At 68.6% G+C, this 15,547-nt stretch carries 14 protein-coding genes and 3 pseudogenes; 11 read left to right on the top strand and 6 right to left on the bottom strand.

The window, feature by feature from the left end; genetic code table 11:
- Nucleotides 1–71 precede the first annotated feature (71 nt).
- The gene (locus ACIP84_RS00085) at nucleotides 72–224 is read right to left on the bottom strand and encodes a hypothetical protein (protein ID WP_401795725.1); all 153 of its coding nucleotides are present in this window, start codon (nucleotides 222–224) and stop codon (nucleotides 72–74) included.
- Between ACIP84_RS00085 and ACIP84_RS00080 the strand changes: the two genes are divergently transcribed.
- The 3 genes from ACIP84_RS00080 to ACIP84_RS00070 all read left to right on the top strand — a co-directional run bounded on the left by ACIP84_RS00080 (nucleotide 151) and on the right by ACIP84_RS00070 (nucleotide 2,642).
- Nucleotides 151–654 carry a transposase gene (locus tag ACIP84_RS00080; protein WP_401795557.1) on the top strand — a complete coding sequence of 168 codons (504 nt, stop codon included), beginning with the start codon at nucleotides 151–153 and terminating at the stop codon, nucleotides 652–654. The genes ACIP84_RS00085 and ACIP84_RS00080 overlap by 74 nt on opposite strands.
- A 318-nt stretch (nucleotides 655–972) precedes the next feature.
- Nucleotides 973–1,887, top strand: coding sequence for a TipAS antibiotic-recognition domain-containing protein (locus tag ACIP84_RS00075; protein ID WP_401795554.1), 915 nt, complete (start codon nucleotides 973–975; stop codon nucleotides 1,885–1,887).
- A gap of 242 nt (nucleotides 1,888–2,129) precedes the next feature.
- Complete coding sequence (locus ACIP84_RS00070) at nucleotides 2,130–2,642, top strand: hypothetical protein (protein WP_401792614.1); 513 nt, start codon at nucleotides 2,130–2,132, stop codon at nucleotides 2,640–2,642.
- Between the two features lie 20 nt (nucleotides 2,643–2,662).
- Here ACIP84_RS00070 and ACIP84_RS00065 read toward each other — a convergent pair.
- A pseudogene (locus tag ACIP84_RS00065) lies at nucleotides 2,663–3,483 on the bottom strand (IS5 family transposase).
- 397 nt (nucleotides 3,484–3,880) lie between these two features.
- Complete coding sequence (locus ACIP84_RS00060) at nucleotides 3,881–4,498, bottom strand: TetR/AcrR family transcriptional regulator C-terminal domain-containing protein (protein WP_401792611.1); 618 nt, start codon at nucleotides 4,496–4,498, stop codon at nucleotides 3,881–3,883.
- Between the two features lie 65 nt (nucleotides 4,499–4,563).
- Between ACIP84_RS00060 and ACIP84_RS00055 the strand changes: the two genes are divergently transcribed.
- The 7 genes and pseudogenes from ACIP84_RS00055 to ACIP84_RS00025 all read left to right on the top strand — a co-directional run bounded on the left by ACIP84_RS00055 (nucleotide 4,564) and on the right by ACIP84_RS00025 (nucleotide 10,493).
- Complete coding sequence (locus tag ACIP84_RS00055; protein ID WP_401792608.1) at nucleotides 4,564–5,826, top strand: beta-ketoacyl-[acyl-carrier-protein] synthase family protein; 1,263 nt, start codon at nucleotides 4,564–4,566, stop codon at nucleotides 5,824–5,826.
- Between the two features lie 661 nt (nucleotides 5,827–6,487).
- Nucleotides 6,488–7,123, top strand: coding sequence for a hypothetical protein (locus tag ACIP84_RS00050; protein ID WP_401792605.1), 636 nt, complete (start codon nucleotides 6,488–6,490; stop codon nucleotides 7,121–7,123).
- Nucleotides 7,113–8,309: a M20 family metallopeptidase gene (locus ACIP84_RS00045; protein ID WP_401792602.1), complete on the top strand. Its 1,197-nt coding sequence runs from the start codon at nucleotides 7,113–7,115 to the stop codon at nucleotides 8,307–8,309. The genes ACIP84_RS00050 and ACIP84_RS00045 overlap by 11 nt, the downstream gene beginning before the upstream one ends.
- A 140-nt stretch (nucleotides 8,310–8,449) precedes the next feature.
- Nucleotides 8,450–8,605, top strand: a pseudogene (locus ACIP84_RS00040) (AAA family ATPase); the annotation flags it as partial.
- Nucleotides 8,606–8,626: 21 nt separating this feature from the next.
- A pseudogene (locus ACIP84_RS00035) lies at nucleotides 8,627–8,989 on the top strand (Dps family protein); the annotation flags it as partial.
- Between the two features lie 175 nt (nucleotides 8,990–9,164).
- Entirely contained in the window at nucleotides 9,165–9,422 is a 258-nt protein-coding gene (locus ACIP84_RS00030; RefSeq protein WP_355970433.1) for a hypothetical protein, read from the top strand.
- Between the two features lie 660 nt (nucleotides 9,423–10,082).
- Nucleotides 10,083–10,493, top strand: a complete 411-nt coding sequence (locus ACIP84_RS00025; protein ID WP_401792599.1) for an STAS domain-containing protein — start codon at nucleotides 10,083–10,085, stop codon at nucleotides 10,491–10,493.
- 588 nt (nucleotides 10,494–11,081) lie between these two features.
- On the opposite strand, the gene ACIP84_RS00020 is transcribed toward ACIP84_RS00025, so the two are convergent.
- The 3 genes from ACIP84_RS00020 to ACIP84_RS00010 all read right to left on the bottom strand — a co-directional run bounded on the left by ACIP84_RS00020 (nucleotide 11,082) and on the right by ACIP84_RS00010 (nucleotide 14,706).
- Nucleotides 11,082–11,492, bottom strand: coding sequence for a hypothetical protein (locus ACIP84_RS00020; protein ID WP_401795551.1), 411 nt, complete (start codon nucleotides 11,490–11,492; stop codon nucleotides 11,082–11,084).
- Nucleotides 11,493–12,989: 1,497 nt separating this feature from the next.
- Nucleotides 12,990–13,607, bottom strand: a complete 618-nt coding sequence (locus ACIP84_RS00015) for a hypothetical protein (RefSeq protein WP_401792596.1) — start codon at nucleotides 13,605–13,607, stop codon at nucleotides 12,990–12,992.
- A gap of 466 nt (nucleotides 13,608–14,073) precedes the next feature.
- The gene (locus ACIP84_RS00010; RefSeq protein WP_401792593.1) at nucleotides 14,074–14,706 is read right to left on the bottom strand and encodes a hypothetical protein; all 633 of its coding nucleotides are present in this window, start codon (nucleotides 14,704–14,706) and stop codon (nucleotides 14,074–14,076) included.
- Nucleotides 14,707–15,020: 314 nt separating this feature from the next.
- Here ACIP84_RS00010 and ACIP84_RS00005 point away from each other — a divergent pair.
- Nucleotides 15,021–15,547 (top strand): MFS transporter (locus ACIP84_RS00005; protein ID WP_401792590.1); only part of this gene is annotated, 527 nt, incomplete at its 3' end.

Here is a 15,547-nt window from a genome sequence, read left to right as displayed (position 1 = left end):
CGGCATCCGCCACCGCAAGGAGCGCCGCAGAAGCCCGCTCCCAAGGGACACGCTCTAGTCGTAGTGCCGCGCTATGGCACGGCGGCGCCGTCGGACTGGGCTGCCGGCGCCCGCTTGAACCTGGCCCGGAGCAAGCGCACGAGCGCGTTGGTGAGGGCCAGCAGGAGTCCGGTGCCGAAGCCGCCGAGAAGTTCGGGTAGCGCGGCGTACAGGACTCCGCTCACCAGGCAACCTCCGCGGCCGGCCGCTCTCCTTCGTCGTCACGGGGGCAACACCAACGACTGCGCCCGGTTCACCGCGGTGATGGAAGCGATCCGGGCGCCCCGGATCGGGCCGGGACGGCCCCGCGTCCGGCCCAAGCATGTTCTGGGCGACAGGGGCTATAGCGCGAAAGCGATCCGCGCCTGGCTCCGCCGCCGCGGCATACCGCACACGATTCCTGAGCGGGCCTACCCGGCCCGCAACCGGGCCCGGCGGGGCAGCCGCGGGGGCCGCCCGCAGGCCTTCGACCGCGAGGCCTGCAAGCACCGCAACGTCGTGGAACGCGCCTTCAACCGACTGAAGCAATGGCGTGGCCTCGCCACCCGAAATGACAAGACCACCGAGTCCTACGAAGCAGCCCTCACCCTTGCATCACTCCTGATGTGGGCGTGACATTTGACGACAGAGCCTAGGGGCCCCGGGCGGGTGGCCGACCGCCCTGCTCCGGCGGCCCGCGGCCAGGGCTGCGCCCTCCGATGCCCGCTGCCGGTCGAGAAATGGTTTGTCGCCGGGATGGCTGTGTGCCACCGTTCGGCCTGGTCCGGCATTTGATCATCGACGGTCGGTCGATGTCGCCATGTCGGCGGCCTCTCGGACCCACCCGAGAGGTGGGGAAACGATGGGAAGTGGTGCCGTGGGGAACAGCTATGAGGATGAGTGCCGTCGCGCGTTGGCTGAGGAGCAGGCGAAGAGCCTTGCCGCAACCGACAACTGGTCGCACGTGGACAGGGGGCAGTCCACCAGGACTGGACTGTCCTGTACCGGGAGATCACGGCTCTACTGGACGGCGGTTCCCTGCCCTGGGACCAGCAGATCCAGGAGCTTGTCCGCAGGCACTTCGACATCGCCTGCCGGTTCTATATCCCTTCCAGGCAGGCTTACGTCGGCATGTCGCTCTTCTATGCCGAGAGCGAGGCCATGAGGGCGTTCCACGATTCCTACCATCCCGACCTGGTGGAGTTCTTGGGTGCTGCGATCAAGGTGTTCGCCGAGCAGGGGGCGGGTTCGCCCCCAGCGCAGGGACCGCAGCTTCGGCGTAGGGGGGGCGACAACGACCCCGCCATGCACGGGCAGGTGCGCAAGGGCCGAGGGCTGGGCGCAACTGCCGAGGGGGTTGGGCGGAATTCAGGGCCCAGGGCCCGCGACCCCTTCTCCACATCCGCGGCCGGTCGCAGGCGCATCGCACGTGTCGTATTGCGCGAGACAGTGGATCCACTGTGGTCCCGGCGAAGGCATGCAGGTGCTCGCGTCGGTTACCTCTGCATGGCACCTGCGCCTGCAGCTTCCCCGCCTGCGCCGCGGTGTTCGTGCGGGAGCAGCGGCTCGATCCGCGCCCGCTGCACGTCAGCCCGCGGCGCGCCGGAACTCCGGCTGGCGGGGCTGGTTGGCACGGCGTTGTTCGCCGGGATGGCCCCGTGCGGAGCCGCCTCCGTTCCGCCCGCCGCGTGTACGAGGTACCGATCGCGGTTCCGGACATGCGCCGCAGGGCAGATGCCTCGACGCTCTACGCGTCAACGGCGACAGCAATCAGCGTCACGCCGGCAAGGTCGCAGAGGACGGGATCTGTGCGCTGGCGCGGTGAGGTCAGTGGATGTCGTCCACGGCATCCTCGGACGGCGGCAGTGATGCAGGTGAACCGGTCTAGGCAGATTCTCTCGGATCATCGCGCCGACCAGATGAGGATGGCTGCGACGTGGAGTCCGGCTAAGGGCTGTCCCGTAAAAGATCTCTGGGACTCAGGAGGTCTTGCCGGTGATGTGGGACGTGCTGCACATGGGGAAGTCTGGCCTCCTTCTCTTGTCGCAGGCGGCAGCGGTGCAGGATGGCCCGGGCTGTGCGGAATCGAGTACGCCGCCTACCGTTCGGCTGTGAGCAGCTCTTTTCAGACGATCGTTGACCTGGAGGCGACCGCCGAGGACGCCGTCGCGCACGGGGAACGGGTGACGGCATGGCTGGTGGGCGAGGGAATCGTGAGGCTGCCGGACCACGATCCCGGGCCACGGTGGGAGCGGGTGACCGGGTCTCGGGAAGCGAGCGGGAGCGATGGGCTGACTGTTGTCACGGGGCGGACGGTGTTCTTCTCGCCGCAGCAGAGCGGCCCGCCGGTCTGTCCTTACTGCGCGGTGGCGTTCGGGGACGGACACCGTGAGGTGTTCTCGACGGCCATGGACGAATGGTGGAACACCGGCAGGAGTGAAGTGTTGTGTCCGGCGTGCGGACGGGTGGTGTCGCTGGCCGCATGGGAGTGGGCTGGGGACGGGTTCGCCTTCGCTTACCTGGGGTTTGAGTTCCGGAACGGGCCCGCGCTGCTGCCGGAGTTCATCACGGAGCTGGGCCAGGTACTCGGGCACCGGACCCGGTTCGTGCGAGGAAGGATCTAGCCCCCCACCCCAAAGATCATTTACGGGACAGCCCTTAGGCAGACAGTGGCGGTCTTCTCGTAGCGGGTGGCAATCCCTCGCCACTGTTTGAGGCGGTTGATGCATCGCTCCACGGTGTTGAGCTGCTTTTATGCCTCATGGTCGAAGGCGGGCGGCCGGCCGCCGTGGCTGCCCCGACGGAGCCGGTGGCCCTGCTGGTCGGCTGGGGCCAGGATGACCGTCCGAATCCCTCGCCGTCGTAGGTGTTCGCGGATGGCCCGGGAGGAGTACGCCTTGTCGGCCAGAACCATGTCGGGTCGAGTCCGGGGACGTCCGACACGGCGGGGGACGCGCAGTCGTGCCATCACGTCAGTGAAGGCGGGCGCGTCGCCGGCGGCCTGTCCGGCCGTAAGCACGAAAGCCAGCGGCCGGCAGTTGCCGTCGGCGGCGAGGTGGATCTTCGTAGTCAGCCCGCCTCGGGAGCGGCCGATGGCGTGGTCCGCTGGCTCGTCGGCCGGAGCCCCTTATTGCGGGATCCAGCCGCATGCTGATGTGCCCGAACGACCGTGGAGTCGACGGATACCACCCAGTTCAGGTCCTCATCAGCGTCCGCCTGCGCCAGCAGGGTGGTGAACACTCGCTCCCAGGTCCCGTCGATCGCCCAGTTCCGCAGACGGCTGTAGGCGCCTTTCCACGAGCCGAACTCCGCGGGCAGATCCATCCATGGAGATCCAGTCCGGTACTTCCAGGCGATCGCGTCGATCACCTGCCGGTGATCACGCCACCTTCCCCTCGGCGGTGGAGTCCGGTCCGGCAACAGGGGCTCGATCCTGGCCCACTGGGCGTCGGTCAACACGCTCAATACAACGAGGGGTCGCCTGTGCCGCAATGCCTCAGAACCCAGCCATGGACTTGTCGAGCACCCCGCCCAGCGCACCGTAGACGCTGCAGCGGACCGACTGATTCGCCTTGCGACGCACGCGAACCCCACGATGAACGACAACGCGAAGAGACCGGCGAGGACCGTCGCTACGAGCGGGTTGTAGACGAAGTACACGAAGCAGGCGACTCCGGTCCAGACCAGGATCGGCAGGAGTGAGCCGCGCAGCACCGTCCCGAACCTGATCCATTCCGGCCCCGACGACAGCACGCGTTCTTGCCACACCTCGATGTGGTTCCTGGTCACACAGTGCTCAGGTCGCAGGAAGTCATCACACCACCAACGCTCGGGTCTCGTGCAGTGATCCGTAAGAAACTGCCTAGTCGTGTTCCGGCTGGTCGTGGATGGTCAGCGCTCCGGCGAGGTCGAGTTCGGCGACGGTGCCGTGTGCGCCGGCGCGGACGAGGAGTACTGCGCCGAGCGCGGTGCTCCAGAACGTCCTGGTCTCCACGCTGAGCGGGCGGTGGGTTTTCCAGCCGCGGCTGTCGATGATCTGGCTCACGAAGTGTTCGGATTGCCGGAACAGCAGCTGGAGGTGTCGGTCGACCACGGGGGCGAGTTCCGGCTTGGAGATCCCGCCGGCGAGTGCTCGCGCGACCGAGGGGAGCGAGGGCATGGCCAGGACTGCGCGTGCGATGTTGCGTCGGAATGCCGCCGCATCGGCGGCCTGACGACCGAGGCGCTCAATGCGGCGGGCGTCGTGCAGCAAGGCCAGAAAGGCGGCGTGCACGAGCAGCGAGTCCTTGGAGCCGAAGTAGTAGGTGACCTGGTTGGGGAAGGCGTCCGCCGCGTCCGCGATCTCCGCGACGCTTACCTCGGCGCCGGGCCGCTCACGGCAGAGCCGTGCGGCTGCCTCGATCAGACGGCGCCTCGTCGCACGACCCCGGTCCCGCGACGGAGCCGGCGTCGATCGTGCTGCGGTTCGCTTCTTCTCCACACCATCATTGTATGTGATACAACAAAGCCGTTCGCTTGTATCGCATACAAGAAAGGTCTACGGGCATGCACCGGACAGAAGTCGTCGTCACCGGACTCGGTGCGATCACACCACTCGGTCAAGACGTGGAGTCCACATGGAACGCCCTGCTGGCCGGCGAGTCCGGCATTCGCGGGGATGTCCTGCCAAGCCACCGAGACACCGGCCTCCCCAAGGTCATCGCGGGCACCATGGCGATCGACCCCGCCGACCTCCTCCTTCCAGTACAGGCCAGGCGCCTTGACCGCTCACAGCAGGCAGCCCTCATAGCGGCGGCCGAGGCCTGGGCCGACGCCGGCACCCCGCAGGTGGATGCCGACCGACTCGCATCAGCGATCGGCACCGGCATCGGGGGCGTGAGGACGCTGCTCAAGCAAGACGACGTACTGGAGACGGCGGGGACCCGGCGTGTCTCGCCACGCACGGTCCCGATGCTCATGCCCAACGCGGCGGCAGCGCTGATCAGTATCGAATACGGCGCGCGGGCCGGGGTTTACACGCCGGTCTCGGCGTGCTCTTCCGGCGCCGAAGCGATCGCTCTGGGCGCCATGCTCATCCGTTCAGGCGAGGCGGACGTCGTCATCGCAGGCGGGACCGAGGCCGCTATCACCCCGATCACCGTCGCCGGCTTCGTCCAGGCGCAAGCCTTGTCGCGCCACACCACCGAACCCGCCTCAGCCTCCCGGCCGTTCGCAGCGGACCGCACCGGATTCGTCCTCAGCGAGGGCGCCGCCGTCGTCGTGCTCGAAAGCGCCGAACACGCCACCGCACGAGGCGCACGCGTCCACGCAACGCTCGCGGGCGCCGGCATCGCCGCTGACGCCCACCACATCACAGCACCCGCAACCGACGGCTCCGGCCAGATCTCAGCCATGCGCAAAGCCCTCGCACAAGCCCGCATGACCCCCGAACACATCAGCCACATCAACGCCCATGCCACCGGGACCCCCGTCGGCGACGTCGCCGAGGCACACGCAATCAGGGAAGTCTTCGGCCGCGCCACCGTCACCGCCCCCAAAGCGGCCCTTGGCCATCTCTTCGGCGCCGCCGGCGCCATCGAAGCGCTCATTGCCGTCCTCAGCGTGAAGCACGGCGTCATCCCACCCACCCGCAACCTCACCACCGCGGGCGTCGATCCCGACATCGACCTCGATATCGTCGCAGACCGACGAGACGCCCCCCAAGAGGCCGTACTCAGCAACTCCTTCGGCTTCGGCGGGCAAAACGTCTCCCTCATCATCACCAACGCACCGGACCCCATGTCCCGAACCGCCTCAACCGCCCCGTGACCGACCCGAACGCGTGTGGCCGCATTCCACACTGCGTAAGCGCATCGAGCAGGCCTTCGTCCACTGCCTGCCCGCCTCCGGCGGCTCTGCGTCCGGATCGATTTCGGACTCGCCCAAGGACCGGCGGAAGCGGCATGGGACGCCGTAGGGGTCGCTCGAAGTGGAGGCCGTCGTCAGGTAGCGTCCCCACGCCCACTGGGACCACCTGAACGACCTACCCGCCCTCCGGCCGGAGATCTGGCTCCACTGGGACCCCAAGACCCTCCGCGAACGCGGACCACAGGCCATGCAGAACCTGCGCATGGACTTCCTCATGCTGCTCCCGGGAAACAGACGCGTGGTCTTGCACCCTGCACGAACAGGGTGAGCCGCAGGGACGCGGGCATGGGACGCATCTGGTGGCGCGCTCCCGTCCCCGCTCTGTGCCACCTGGCACAACCGCACGGCGATCTGAGACCTCTGAGGGCACGGCTGAGTCGGGAGGAGACGACGATGAGAACGTCTGGAGAGTCGGAACTCAAGCGCGCACGGCTGGAGAAGAACCTCACGCTGGAGGAGGTAGTCGCGGAGCTGAACACACGGGCGGGACGAGCGACACCAGTCAGCTCAGCGCGTGGGAGTCGGGACGGCGGCGTACGGGCTGCGGAACCGGCGCGGTCTGGTGGAGCTGTACGGCAAGCCGAGTGAGGTGCTGTTCGCTCACCAGGACGGGCAGAACGGTGTTGCGCAGGCTCTGCACCAGGCGCAGGGCACGCTCATCACGCGGTGGGCCGACCTGGTGGAGGCGATGACCTCGGTGGTGGTCGGCGCTAAGCAGCACCTGGTGGTGGCGGGGAGCCGGAGCCGCGAGAAGGCGTATCTGAGTGCGATCGAATTGGCCGTCGCGCAGAACCCGGACCTCATGCACACGCGGGTGCTTTACGGGCCGCCTCGTCACCCGGAATTGGCCGAGCACCTGATGCGGCTCATGGAGCTGAGGGATCCGGCTGAGCGCCGCAACGGGGTCCGGACCCTGAGCATCGGGCTGGTCGACCGGGGGGAGACGCTGGAGCGCTTCTTTGTGGCCTCGGAGAGCCAGGCCGTGGTGCCGCTGCCGTTCCTGCACAGTGCGGACGGCTTCGACTGCGGCATCGTCCTCGGCCGCGAGGCCGCGAGGCCGCGAGGCCGCGGCCGGGCTGGTCCACCACGGGCGAGAGGCATGCGCGGCGGGGCGGCTGCTGGGCACGATACGGGACGTGCGGGATGTGCCCGTGCGCCACAGATAGGGAAGTTGGGGTGGCAAGGGCATGAGCAGTAGCCCTCGGGAGGCCGGGCAGGACGAGACGATGCGGTCGGTGGTGAGGCTCGCGCATGACCTGATCCGCCAGCCGAGCCGTGGCGGGATCGACGACTACGGCCCCGTCCTCGGCGTCCTGGAGGAGTGGCTGACCGCCCGCGCAGTGTCGCACCGGCGCCTGCACGACAGCGCGGGCGCTCTGGTCGGGCTCCTTGTCGAGGTCGCCGGCGACCGGCCGGGCCCGTGGTGGACTCTCGACGCATGCGTGGACACCGCCCCGTACGGCGACAGCACCCGCTGGTCGTTCCATCCCACCTGCGGGCAGGTGAGGGACGGGTGGCTGCTGGGACGGGGCGCGGCGGACTCGAAGCTTGCCGCCGCGATGTACTGCCACCTTGCCGCAGACCTCGCCTCCCGCGGGCGCGGCTTCGCGGGCGGCCTCGCCGTGCTCCTGGACGTCGACGAGCACACCGGCAACTTCGGCGGCGCCCGCGCCTACCTCACCGACCCTGACGCCGCCCGCCCGGCCGGGGTGATCATCGGGTATCCCGGCATGGACGAGGTCGTCGTCGGCGGCCGCGGCCTATGGCGCGCCACGATCGCCGTGCACGCGCCGTCCGGGCACTCGGGCTCCAGCCGCACCGTCACCGGCGCCATCACCCGCGCCGCGCGCCTGGTGGGCCTGCTCGACGCCGCCGAGCTGCCGGGTCCCGACGGCGCCTCCGGGTTCCTGCTCGGGCCGAAGCTCACCGTCACCGCCTTCCACGGCGGTGAGGGCTTCTCTGTGACCCCTGACCGGGTCGACATCAACGTCGATGTCCGCACCACGCCCTCCTTCGACGCGCACGCCGCCGAGACCCTGGTCCGCAAGGCCGCCATCGAACTCGACGCCGAGCTGGCCGCCCCCTTGCCGACGAGGGTGACCGAAGTCGCTTCCTGGCCGGCGTTCCGGCTGGAGGAGAACGAACAGCCGGCCGCTGCGCTGCTGTCCGCCGCCCGAGCCGCGGGGCTCAACGTCCGGGCCAAGACTGCGGGCCCGTCGAACATCGGCAACCTCCTCGCCGGGCACGGCATCCCCGCCACAGCCGGGTTCGGCGTCCCCTACGAAGGCCTGCACGGCATCGACGAGCGCGCCTCCCTGGCCGAGCTCCCCACCGTCTACGCCATCCACCAGCGGGCCGTGGAGACACTGCTGGACCTGCGCTGACCACTGCCTACCTTTCCCCCAGAAAGTCACCAGTCCTTGCTCTACAGCAGGCAGCCCGTACCCGGTCTGATGGATGCGCACCACCCAGGAAGGCGCCACCGACACCAAGGAGCCCCGGCGATGGCCGAGCAGACCACCAGTTCGGCGGCTGGACCAAGACCTTCACCGACCCCCGACTCTGCGCGGCCATCGTCGACCTCCTAACCTTCAACGGCACCATCATCGAGACCGGCACCGACTCCTACCCCCTCGCCTCCACCCGAGCCCGAGCGGAGGAACCGGCCAAGGCCGGCTGACCGCGAGAGACTCAGGGCCGCTCCACGGCGGAGCGCATGGCCGCCCTCGGCGGGGTCCCGATCGGCACGCCGGGCGTCCTCGTCGCGGGGCGCACCTGGGACGACTACGAAGTGGGACGCGCCGACGCCGTCGCACACCTCGGCGCGCTGGACCTGGTTTATACCGGGGTCATCGAGGACCATCGGGCCGCTATGAAGACGGCCGGCGACATCGACCCGGTGACGGAGGACATGCTGATCGGGCAGTTGGCGAAGCTGGAGCAGTTCCAATGGTTCGTCCGCGCCCATCTGGAGAGCGGCAGCGGCCGCCTCAGCACCTCCGGCGCGCGAACGCTCAGCGAAGCCGCAGGCCAGGCCGTCCGCGCATCGGCCGGGGGCGCATGACCGCGTCCCCGCCCGGGAGGACGTACGGTCGTGGGACCGCCGCAAGACTTGCGGGAACGCTAGGTTCCCGCAAGACCTCGGTACCGTCCTTCGCTGAATCCGTGACCGGAGGCGCGGGCCCTTCACGTTCGGCCGGTTTCGCGTGACCTACACAAGCAAGGACCGTTCACCAGTCATGCGAAAGATCATCACTTGCGGACTGCTGGCTGCCGCGGCTCTTTCCGCCGCCACGCCTGCCTTCGCCGACAACGACAGCAACTTCGGCAGTGGGGTCAACGCGGCGAACAACTGGAACTTCACCGCCGCTGACGTGTGCATTCAGGAGCTCGCCGTGGTTCCCGCCCTGAGTGACTGGACCGGCAACCACAAGAACAACTGCTCCAACGGCAATGTCATCGACCACTCCGGCGACGCGCTGTCGCCCGGCCACTGACAGCACTGCATCAACGGGGCCCCGTCCCCGCGCAATCCGTGGATCGGGGGCCGGGGCGGGGCTCCGCCGTGGGCAGGGCCCACTACAGTGAAGAAAGCCGCGCGCAGAAGCGGCACGATTGGGCGGCGAGCCGGCCGCGGTGTGTGGCAGCGATGGCGGCGAACGCTCGCCGGTAGGAGCCGAAGGCGGGGCGGGTGCTGTCGTCGAGCAGACGGTGCACGTCGGCAGCGGGGATCTAAACCCTCGTCCTGGCCGACGACCCGGGCGGCCACCCCGCAGGCTGGCAGACCATGTGATTCACCCTGCCTTCACGTCAGTCCAGGCGCTACGGCCAGCACGCATCAAGCGGCCCAGACCCGCCTGATGCGGGGATCTGCCTCCGGAAGGATTCTCAGGCGCGGCGCCCACACGACAGCACCAGTCACGTAGGCCCGCAGCCCCACGCCACCCCGTCCCCTCTCTCCGACGGCTTTGACCTGCGGGGTGTGCATTCCGGCTCGGTGGAGAGGATGGTGGGGGGACCGGACCGATCCGGGTCCCGCCGGCGTTCCACCTTCCCGCCCGCGGTGATGTCGCCTCGACGCCAGGCCCCGACGCCTGGCACCCCGCGGAGGCCAGCGGGCGCACCATGCCGGAGGGCTCTCCGCACGGATCGAGGCGATGCCCGTGATACCCGACCGACCCCAGCGCGACAGACCCCGCACCCCCCTCCACTTCATCGACGGCGTCCCCGCCTGGCGCCCCGACGGAGGCCACGCCCTCGTCCGCTACGCCCCCGTCGGCTCCCCGACGACGGCCGCCCTGGTCCTCACCGGCGAGTTCGACGCCGACACCGTCCCCTGCCTGCACGAGGCTCTTGACGCGGTACGCACCCCGCAGATCGAGCTGGTCCTGCTCGATCTGGCGGCCGTGCGCTTCGGCGACTCCGCGTTCGTCCACGCACTGACCGACACACAGTGCCGGCCCGAGCGGCACGTCCTCATCGGCCCGCTTCCCGGACCGCTCGCCCGCCTGCTCGACCTCACCGGCACCCGGCACGCACTCGACATCGGCCTCGACAACGCCGCCTGAAACCCAGCAATCCAGGAAGCCGACTTCCCGCCCCGGCTCAACCGCGCGCCAGTCGGCTAGTCCTGCGGCCCCGTCCCTTGGGTCCGCGCACATCCCGTGGCGCGGGGGGACCGGCCCACTTCGGAGCAGTACCGGCGGGCCGCCTTCGATCCTTCCGGCCGTGGGCCGTGATCCACCAGGGTGGGGCTCGTTGCGTACGGCACTGAGACGATCAGCAAGACGGGCGTAGACGTGGCCTGGGTGCGGTGCAAGGGGTGTTCGGGAGTGGGCCGGGTGGTCCTGGCGAGTGACCCGATGGCGACGATCCTCACGGAGGCCGGCGCGCATGTGGCGACCGCGCATCCGGGCACAAGCGCCGCGCGGCTCCTGGGGCTGGAGACGGCCGACGCGGTGGTGTTCCGGGGGCCCGACCCTCGACCCGACCCGACGGCATGGTGGCGGTCCTCAACGTCAAGATGCCCTCGGACTTCTAGCCACGCGCGCGGCCCTTCACGTGGCCCCCGTAGGCAGCCCGCCCCGCGGCTCAACCGCCACCCGGCCCGGACACGCGCGAGTGGCGTCTGGCGGCAGACACGCTAGGGGGTGGCGTCAGGCGGCCGTGATGCTGGCGAGGGCGCCCTGGAGTCGGCGGATCGCGTCTTCGGCTTCGGTGTACTGCTGGGGTTCTGGGGTGATGGCGCCGAAGGTCGGGCCGTCTTCAGATGGCAGGGCGCGCCAGTGCAGGACTGGTGTGAAGACGGTGACGGCTGCGCCGAGGAACCAGGCCAGGCGTCCGTGTACGTGGGCGAGGGCAATGGCCAGAGCGGCGAGTGCTTCCCGCAGGTGTGCCAGCCGGTCGACCGCGGGCAACGCCTCCTGACAGTGTGGAGCGCCAATGGCGGCTTGCAGGTCGGCGGCCGCCTTCGCAGCGACGGCACGGTCGCCGCTGGTGGGGACCCACACCTGATCGCGGATCTGCTGATCGGCTTCCTCTACGAGGTTCTCAACGACTGTCCGCATGTCCACGCCCGTCACTGTATGCCTGTGAGCGCAGTCGTTCCTGTGGGCGTGGGGCGGGGTGACCTGTTCGGGCCAGTGCGTGGATGCCGTCCTAAGGTTCCGGGGTGAGTAACTCTCTTGCAGCTAGCGACCTGTCTGCAGCGATACGTGCGGTGCGTACCTTGCTTGGCGTGGCAGGCCTCCAGCAGGGAGAGGTCGACTTCGAGGCTGAGATCAGATCGCCGGATGTCATGGCGCGAGTACGTCGGGTACTGCCTGCCGACTTCGAATGGTGGGCGTTGGCCGGCAAACAGCATGGGTCTTCGGAGACCGGCGACGACCCAGCAGACTGTCGGCTGATCCGAGTGTTGGGCTGGGGGGCGCCCGCGGGACCTCGCTGAACCCTTCATCGCCGCCCTGGGGCCAGACCCCGCGGCTGTCCGGTGGGATCTGAACGGATGGCCTGAGGTTCTGGAAGCCGGACTGGAAGAGATCTCGCAGAAGTACGCCTACCTCACGCTGACCGTGAATTCCCGGGACCTCTAGCAGGACGAACTTTCGCAGGACCACACCGTCCACGTGCACGCCCGGGACCGGAACGGCGACCAGACCGCCCGCGTCCACTGGCTTGCCGATCAAGTAGGTGGCAGCTTCACCGGCAGGGTGGAATTGGCACCCTTGTAACCCGAGCAGACCTCGCCTGAATCGGCCGCCTCGTTATAGCCCTGGAGGAGCTTGCCGGGGTATGCGATCACGGTGGGAGTCTGCTTAGCCTGAGGGCGGACCCCTGTAGGGTCTCATGATCAGTGGCACGGATGTGTCCGCGGACCTGCGGCTCTTTCCCTGTCGCAGTCCAGTGGCACAGGTCGCCCGTCTCACGGGCTGGGGATTTCCTTGCGTGTCGGCCAGCCGGTGTGGCTGAGGACCGTAGCGCCACTGTCCCAACACATGCCTCTGGCGGGCTTCCGGGTAATCGGTCTGACTTCCGGCATACGTTCTGCACCTGGGGCCGCGAGGGGATCCCTCCCTCAGTCAGATGCCGCGGCGCAGGGATGGGAGAGGGCGGATGCAGCTCGATGCGGGCGTCGGCCGAGTACTGATGCGCTCGCACGATGGTGGAGTCGACGAGATGCCCCGGTCGATCTCACCCGCTGCGTCGGCACCGTACTGGACCTGCTGAAGCAGTCGTTCCCAAGTTCCGTCGGACGGTCCCGGCCGGTGGGAAGTAGGCAGCCTGCGAGGCGTTCGTGGTGCAAGTCCTTTCGTGGACGGTCTTCCATGGCCCGATCCGTTCGGGCAGGTCACGTCACTGCATCCCGGTCCGCCCCCGGTACAGGATCCCGTCGATCACCTGCCGGGGCCCCGCCACCTGCCACAACGCCTGGTACTGACCGGGAGGAAGGCCCCAACCATTCCCACTCCGCAGCGCTCAGATCCTCCCGCCCCATGCCCTCCCCGAACGGAGAGAAGACGGGACAGTCACGTGGTCGACCTGGAGCGGCTGGTTCTGCTCGGGGGCTATGTCTGTGGTGGGCCGATGACGGACTGGCCGATCTGCTCGGCCAGCCAGGCAGCGTGCCGTTCCTCGGCCCCGTCGCGATTCCTGCGGCGCACATGGACGAGCACAGTGTGGGCATCGGCGTGCTCGTCGAGGTCTTGAGTGCGGCAGTTGAACAGCAGTGACACCCCGGCGTGGTTGGCTTCGGCGTGGATGTCACGGTCCGGTACGTCGGGCCAGATCAAACCGGACCACCAGATCTCGCCGATGTTCGGGCCCACCAAGGCGGCGAACTCTTCCTCGACGCTGCCAACGGCGCGGTATTCCATTGATGCCCAGAGCGGCAGGTGCGAGCTGAGGAAGTCCGGATCACTGGAGAGCTCGGGCGCATGGACACCGCCGTGCAGGCCCGTCGGGTCAGAAGGGTCCCGCGCCCAGTCCTCGACATCCTCTTTCCGGAACCAGGCATCCGGCAGCGCCTCGCGTATCCGCAACACTTCCGGGACGGTGCACAGCTCGACGTCCACCGACACCTCCGCGTACTGCTGGCCGCCCACTGCCACAAGCTGACGCGCCACGTGCAGCGCCAGTGCCGGGTCGGTGGTGCGGAAGACCGGGTACGCGATGGGATTCGACATGCGAGCACCCTGTCACAACCGACAGTGCGCGAAGATCCATTTTCGTGCGAGGTCAGTCGGAACGAGCTCTCACGAACTGCCGCATGATCGAGAGGGTGGTCTGTCGCGAACCTGGTCGAGCCGTCGAGACGTCACCGGCCTCGAAGGGCCGGTACCGTACGGATCACTCACACTGGAGGTCACATGGCTGACTACGCCACTCATGCACACAATGCTCAGAAGTTGCTTGAAACGGTCGAGCGGGAGTCGAAGGGGCGCCTGAGTGCTGAGACCCGCGTGCGGATGGCCCAGGCCGAGGCGCTCCTCGCGCTCGCCGCTGCGATAGGCAGGCAGGGGACAGGCGCCACACCTCGCTGATGATGACCGGTCAGGCTCGCGCCGTCGTGACACGGGCGCCCGGGTCTGGCGGGCGGTGCCGTCGTCCCGGCGGCTGCGCCGTCCGGTGTGCGGTCGAGGCCGGCCGTCGTCAGTTCTCCTGCGCAGGGCCGATGACCGTGAGTCCCACCTGCGCGGCGAGCCAGTGGGCGTACGGCTCTCTTCTCTGGCGACCGTCGATATTGACGCTGCGGACGTGGACGAGGACGGTGTGATCGTCGGCGGGCTCGTTCGTGTAGCGGGTGTGGGTGTTGAAGACGAGTGTCACTTCGGCATGCTTGGACTCGCCGGCGAAGCCCGCCTCGGGCGCCTCTGGCCACTGCAACGCATCCCAGTGGATCTCGCCCATGTCAGGACCGATCGCCGCGGTGAAAGCATCCTCGATGCTGCCGACCGGCTGGCCGGTCACCTGCCACTCCACCGGTAGCCGCCCCTCGAACGCGGACGCCTCGACCGGCAGGTCGGCCGCCGGGACACCCACCACGAAAGGGGGCTGGTCCTTGAACGGCACCCCTTCGAATTCCTCGAGCTCCGATGCCCCGCAGAACCATCCCCCGGGCATGAGCTTCGCGACCCGCCGCACCTCGGCGACAGAGTGAAACTCCGCGTACGCGGAGACCCTGGAATACTCGCAGCAGCCGAACTCCATGAGACGGCGCGCGGTGCTCAGGGCGAGTACCGGATCGGGGGTACGGAAGACGGGGAAAGCGACGTCGTTGGACATCCGATGACTGTGCCACGGCAGGTCGACGAACGGCATTTCGTTTAAGGCCGTCCTGGGATCGGCCCGACCGCGACCATGGGCAGCCACCGGGAGACCAAGGTGTCTCCACGGGCGTCGGTCGGGTACTGTGCGGGCCATGTCGAGTCCTGAGTCAGACACGGTGGGGGCTTTCGGTCACGCCGTCAGCCCCCTGAACCACTGAGCTTGTAGCCCTGTCGTCGCACCACGTTCTGTGGTGGGACGGTGTGTGCCCTGGGGCTGGCCGCGGTGACGAGATGACCTTCTCATGCCTCTCCTCACCTCGGAGCCACTCGATGCCTTTCCCGCTGTACCTGCTTGCCATGGCGGTCTTCGCCATGGGCACCTCGGAGTTCATGCTCGCCGGTCTCTTGCCGGACATCGCCTCTGATCTCGACGTCCCCGTGGGGACGGCAGGCGTGCTCACCTCGGCCTTCGCGATCGGAATGATCGTCGGCGCCCCTCTGGTGGCCGCGCTTGCCCGCAACTGGCCCAGGCGTTCCAGCCTTCTCGGGTTCATCCTCGCTTTCGCGGCAGCCCACGTGCTGGGCGCCCTCACCACCAGCTTTCCGGTCCTGTTCGCCTCCCGGATCGTCGCCGCGCTCGCGAACGCGGGGTTCCTCGCGGTCGCTCTGACGGCTGCCGCCACGCTGGTCTCGCCCGACAAGAAGGGACGTGCGCTGGCCGTGCTGCTGTCGGGCACGACGGTCGCCACGATCGCCGGGGTCCCCGGTGGCTCGGTGCTCGGTACCTTGCTCGGCTGGCGGGCAACCTTCTGGGCCGTCGCCGCTCTCTGCCTGCCCGCAGCTGTCGGCATCCTGAA

This window comes from Streptomyces sp. NPDC088707 (assembly GCF_044752725.1).
Classification (GTDB): Bacteria; Actinomycetota; Actinomycetes; order Streptomycetales; family Streptomycetaceae; genus Streptomyces.
This window is presented reverse-complemented; position numbering and strand designations above follow the sequence as displayed.

Bases quoted from the DNA above. Each gene is read 5' to 3' on its own strand.
- ACIP84_RS00055 (WP_401792608.1), top strand. From the start codon at position 4,564: ATGCACCGGACAGAAGTCGTCGTCACCGGACTCGGTGCGATCACACCA.
- ACIP84_RS00045 (WP_401792602.1), top strand. From the start codon at position 7,113: ATGAGCAGTAGCCCTCGGGAGGCCGGGCAGGACGAGACGATGCGGTCG.
- ACIP84_RS00030 (WP_355970433.1), top strand. From the start codon at position 9,165: ATGCGAAAGATCATCACTTGCGGACTGCTGGCTGCCGCGGCTCTTTCC.
- ACIP84_RS00025 (WP_401792599.1), top strand. From the start codon at position 10,083: ATGCCCGTGATACCCGACCGACCCCAGCGCGACAGACCCCGCACCCCC.
- ACIP84_RS00020 (WP_401795551.1), bottom strand. From the start codon at position 11,492: ATGCGGACAGTCGTTGAGAACCTCGTAGAGGAAGCCGATCAGCAGATC.
- ACIP84_RS00015 (WP_401792596.1), bottom strand. From the start codon at position 13,607: ATGTCGAATCCCATCGCGTACCCGGTCTTCCGCACCACCGACCCGGCA.
- ACIP84_RS00010 (WP_401792593.1), bottom strand. From the start codon at position 14,706: ATGTCCAACGACGTCGCTTTCCCCGTCTTCCGTACCCCCGATCCGGTA.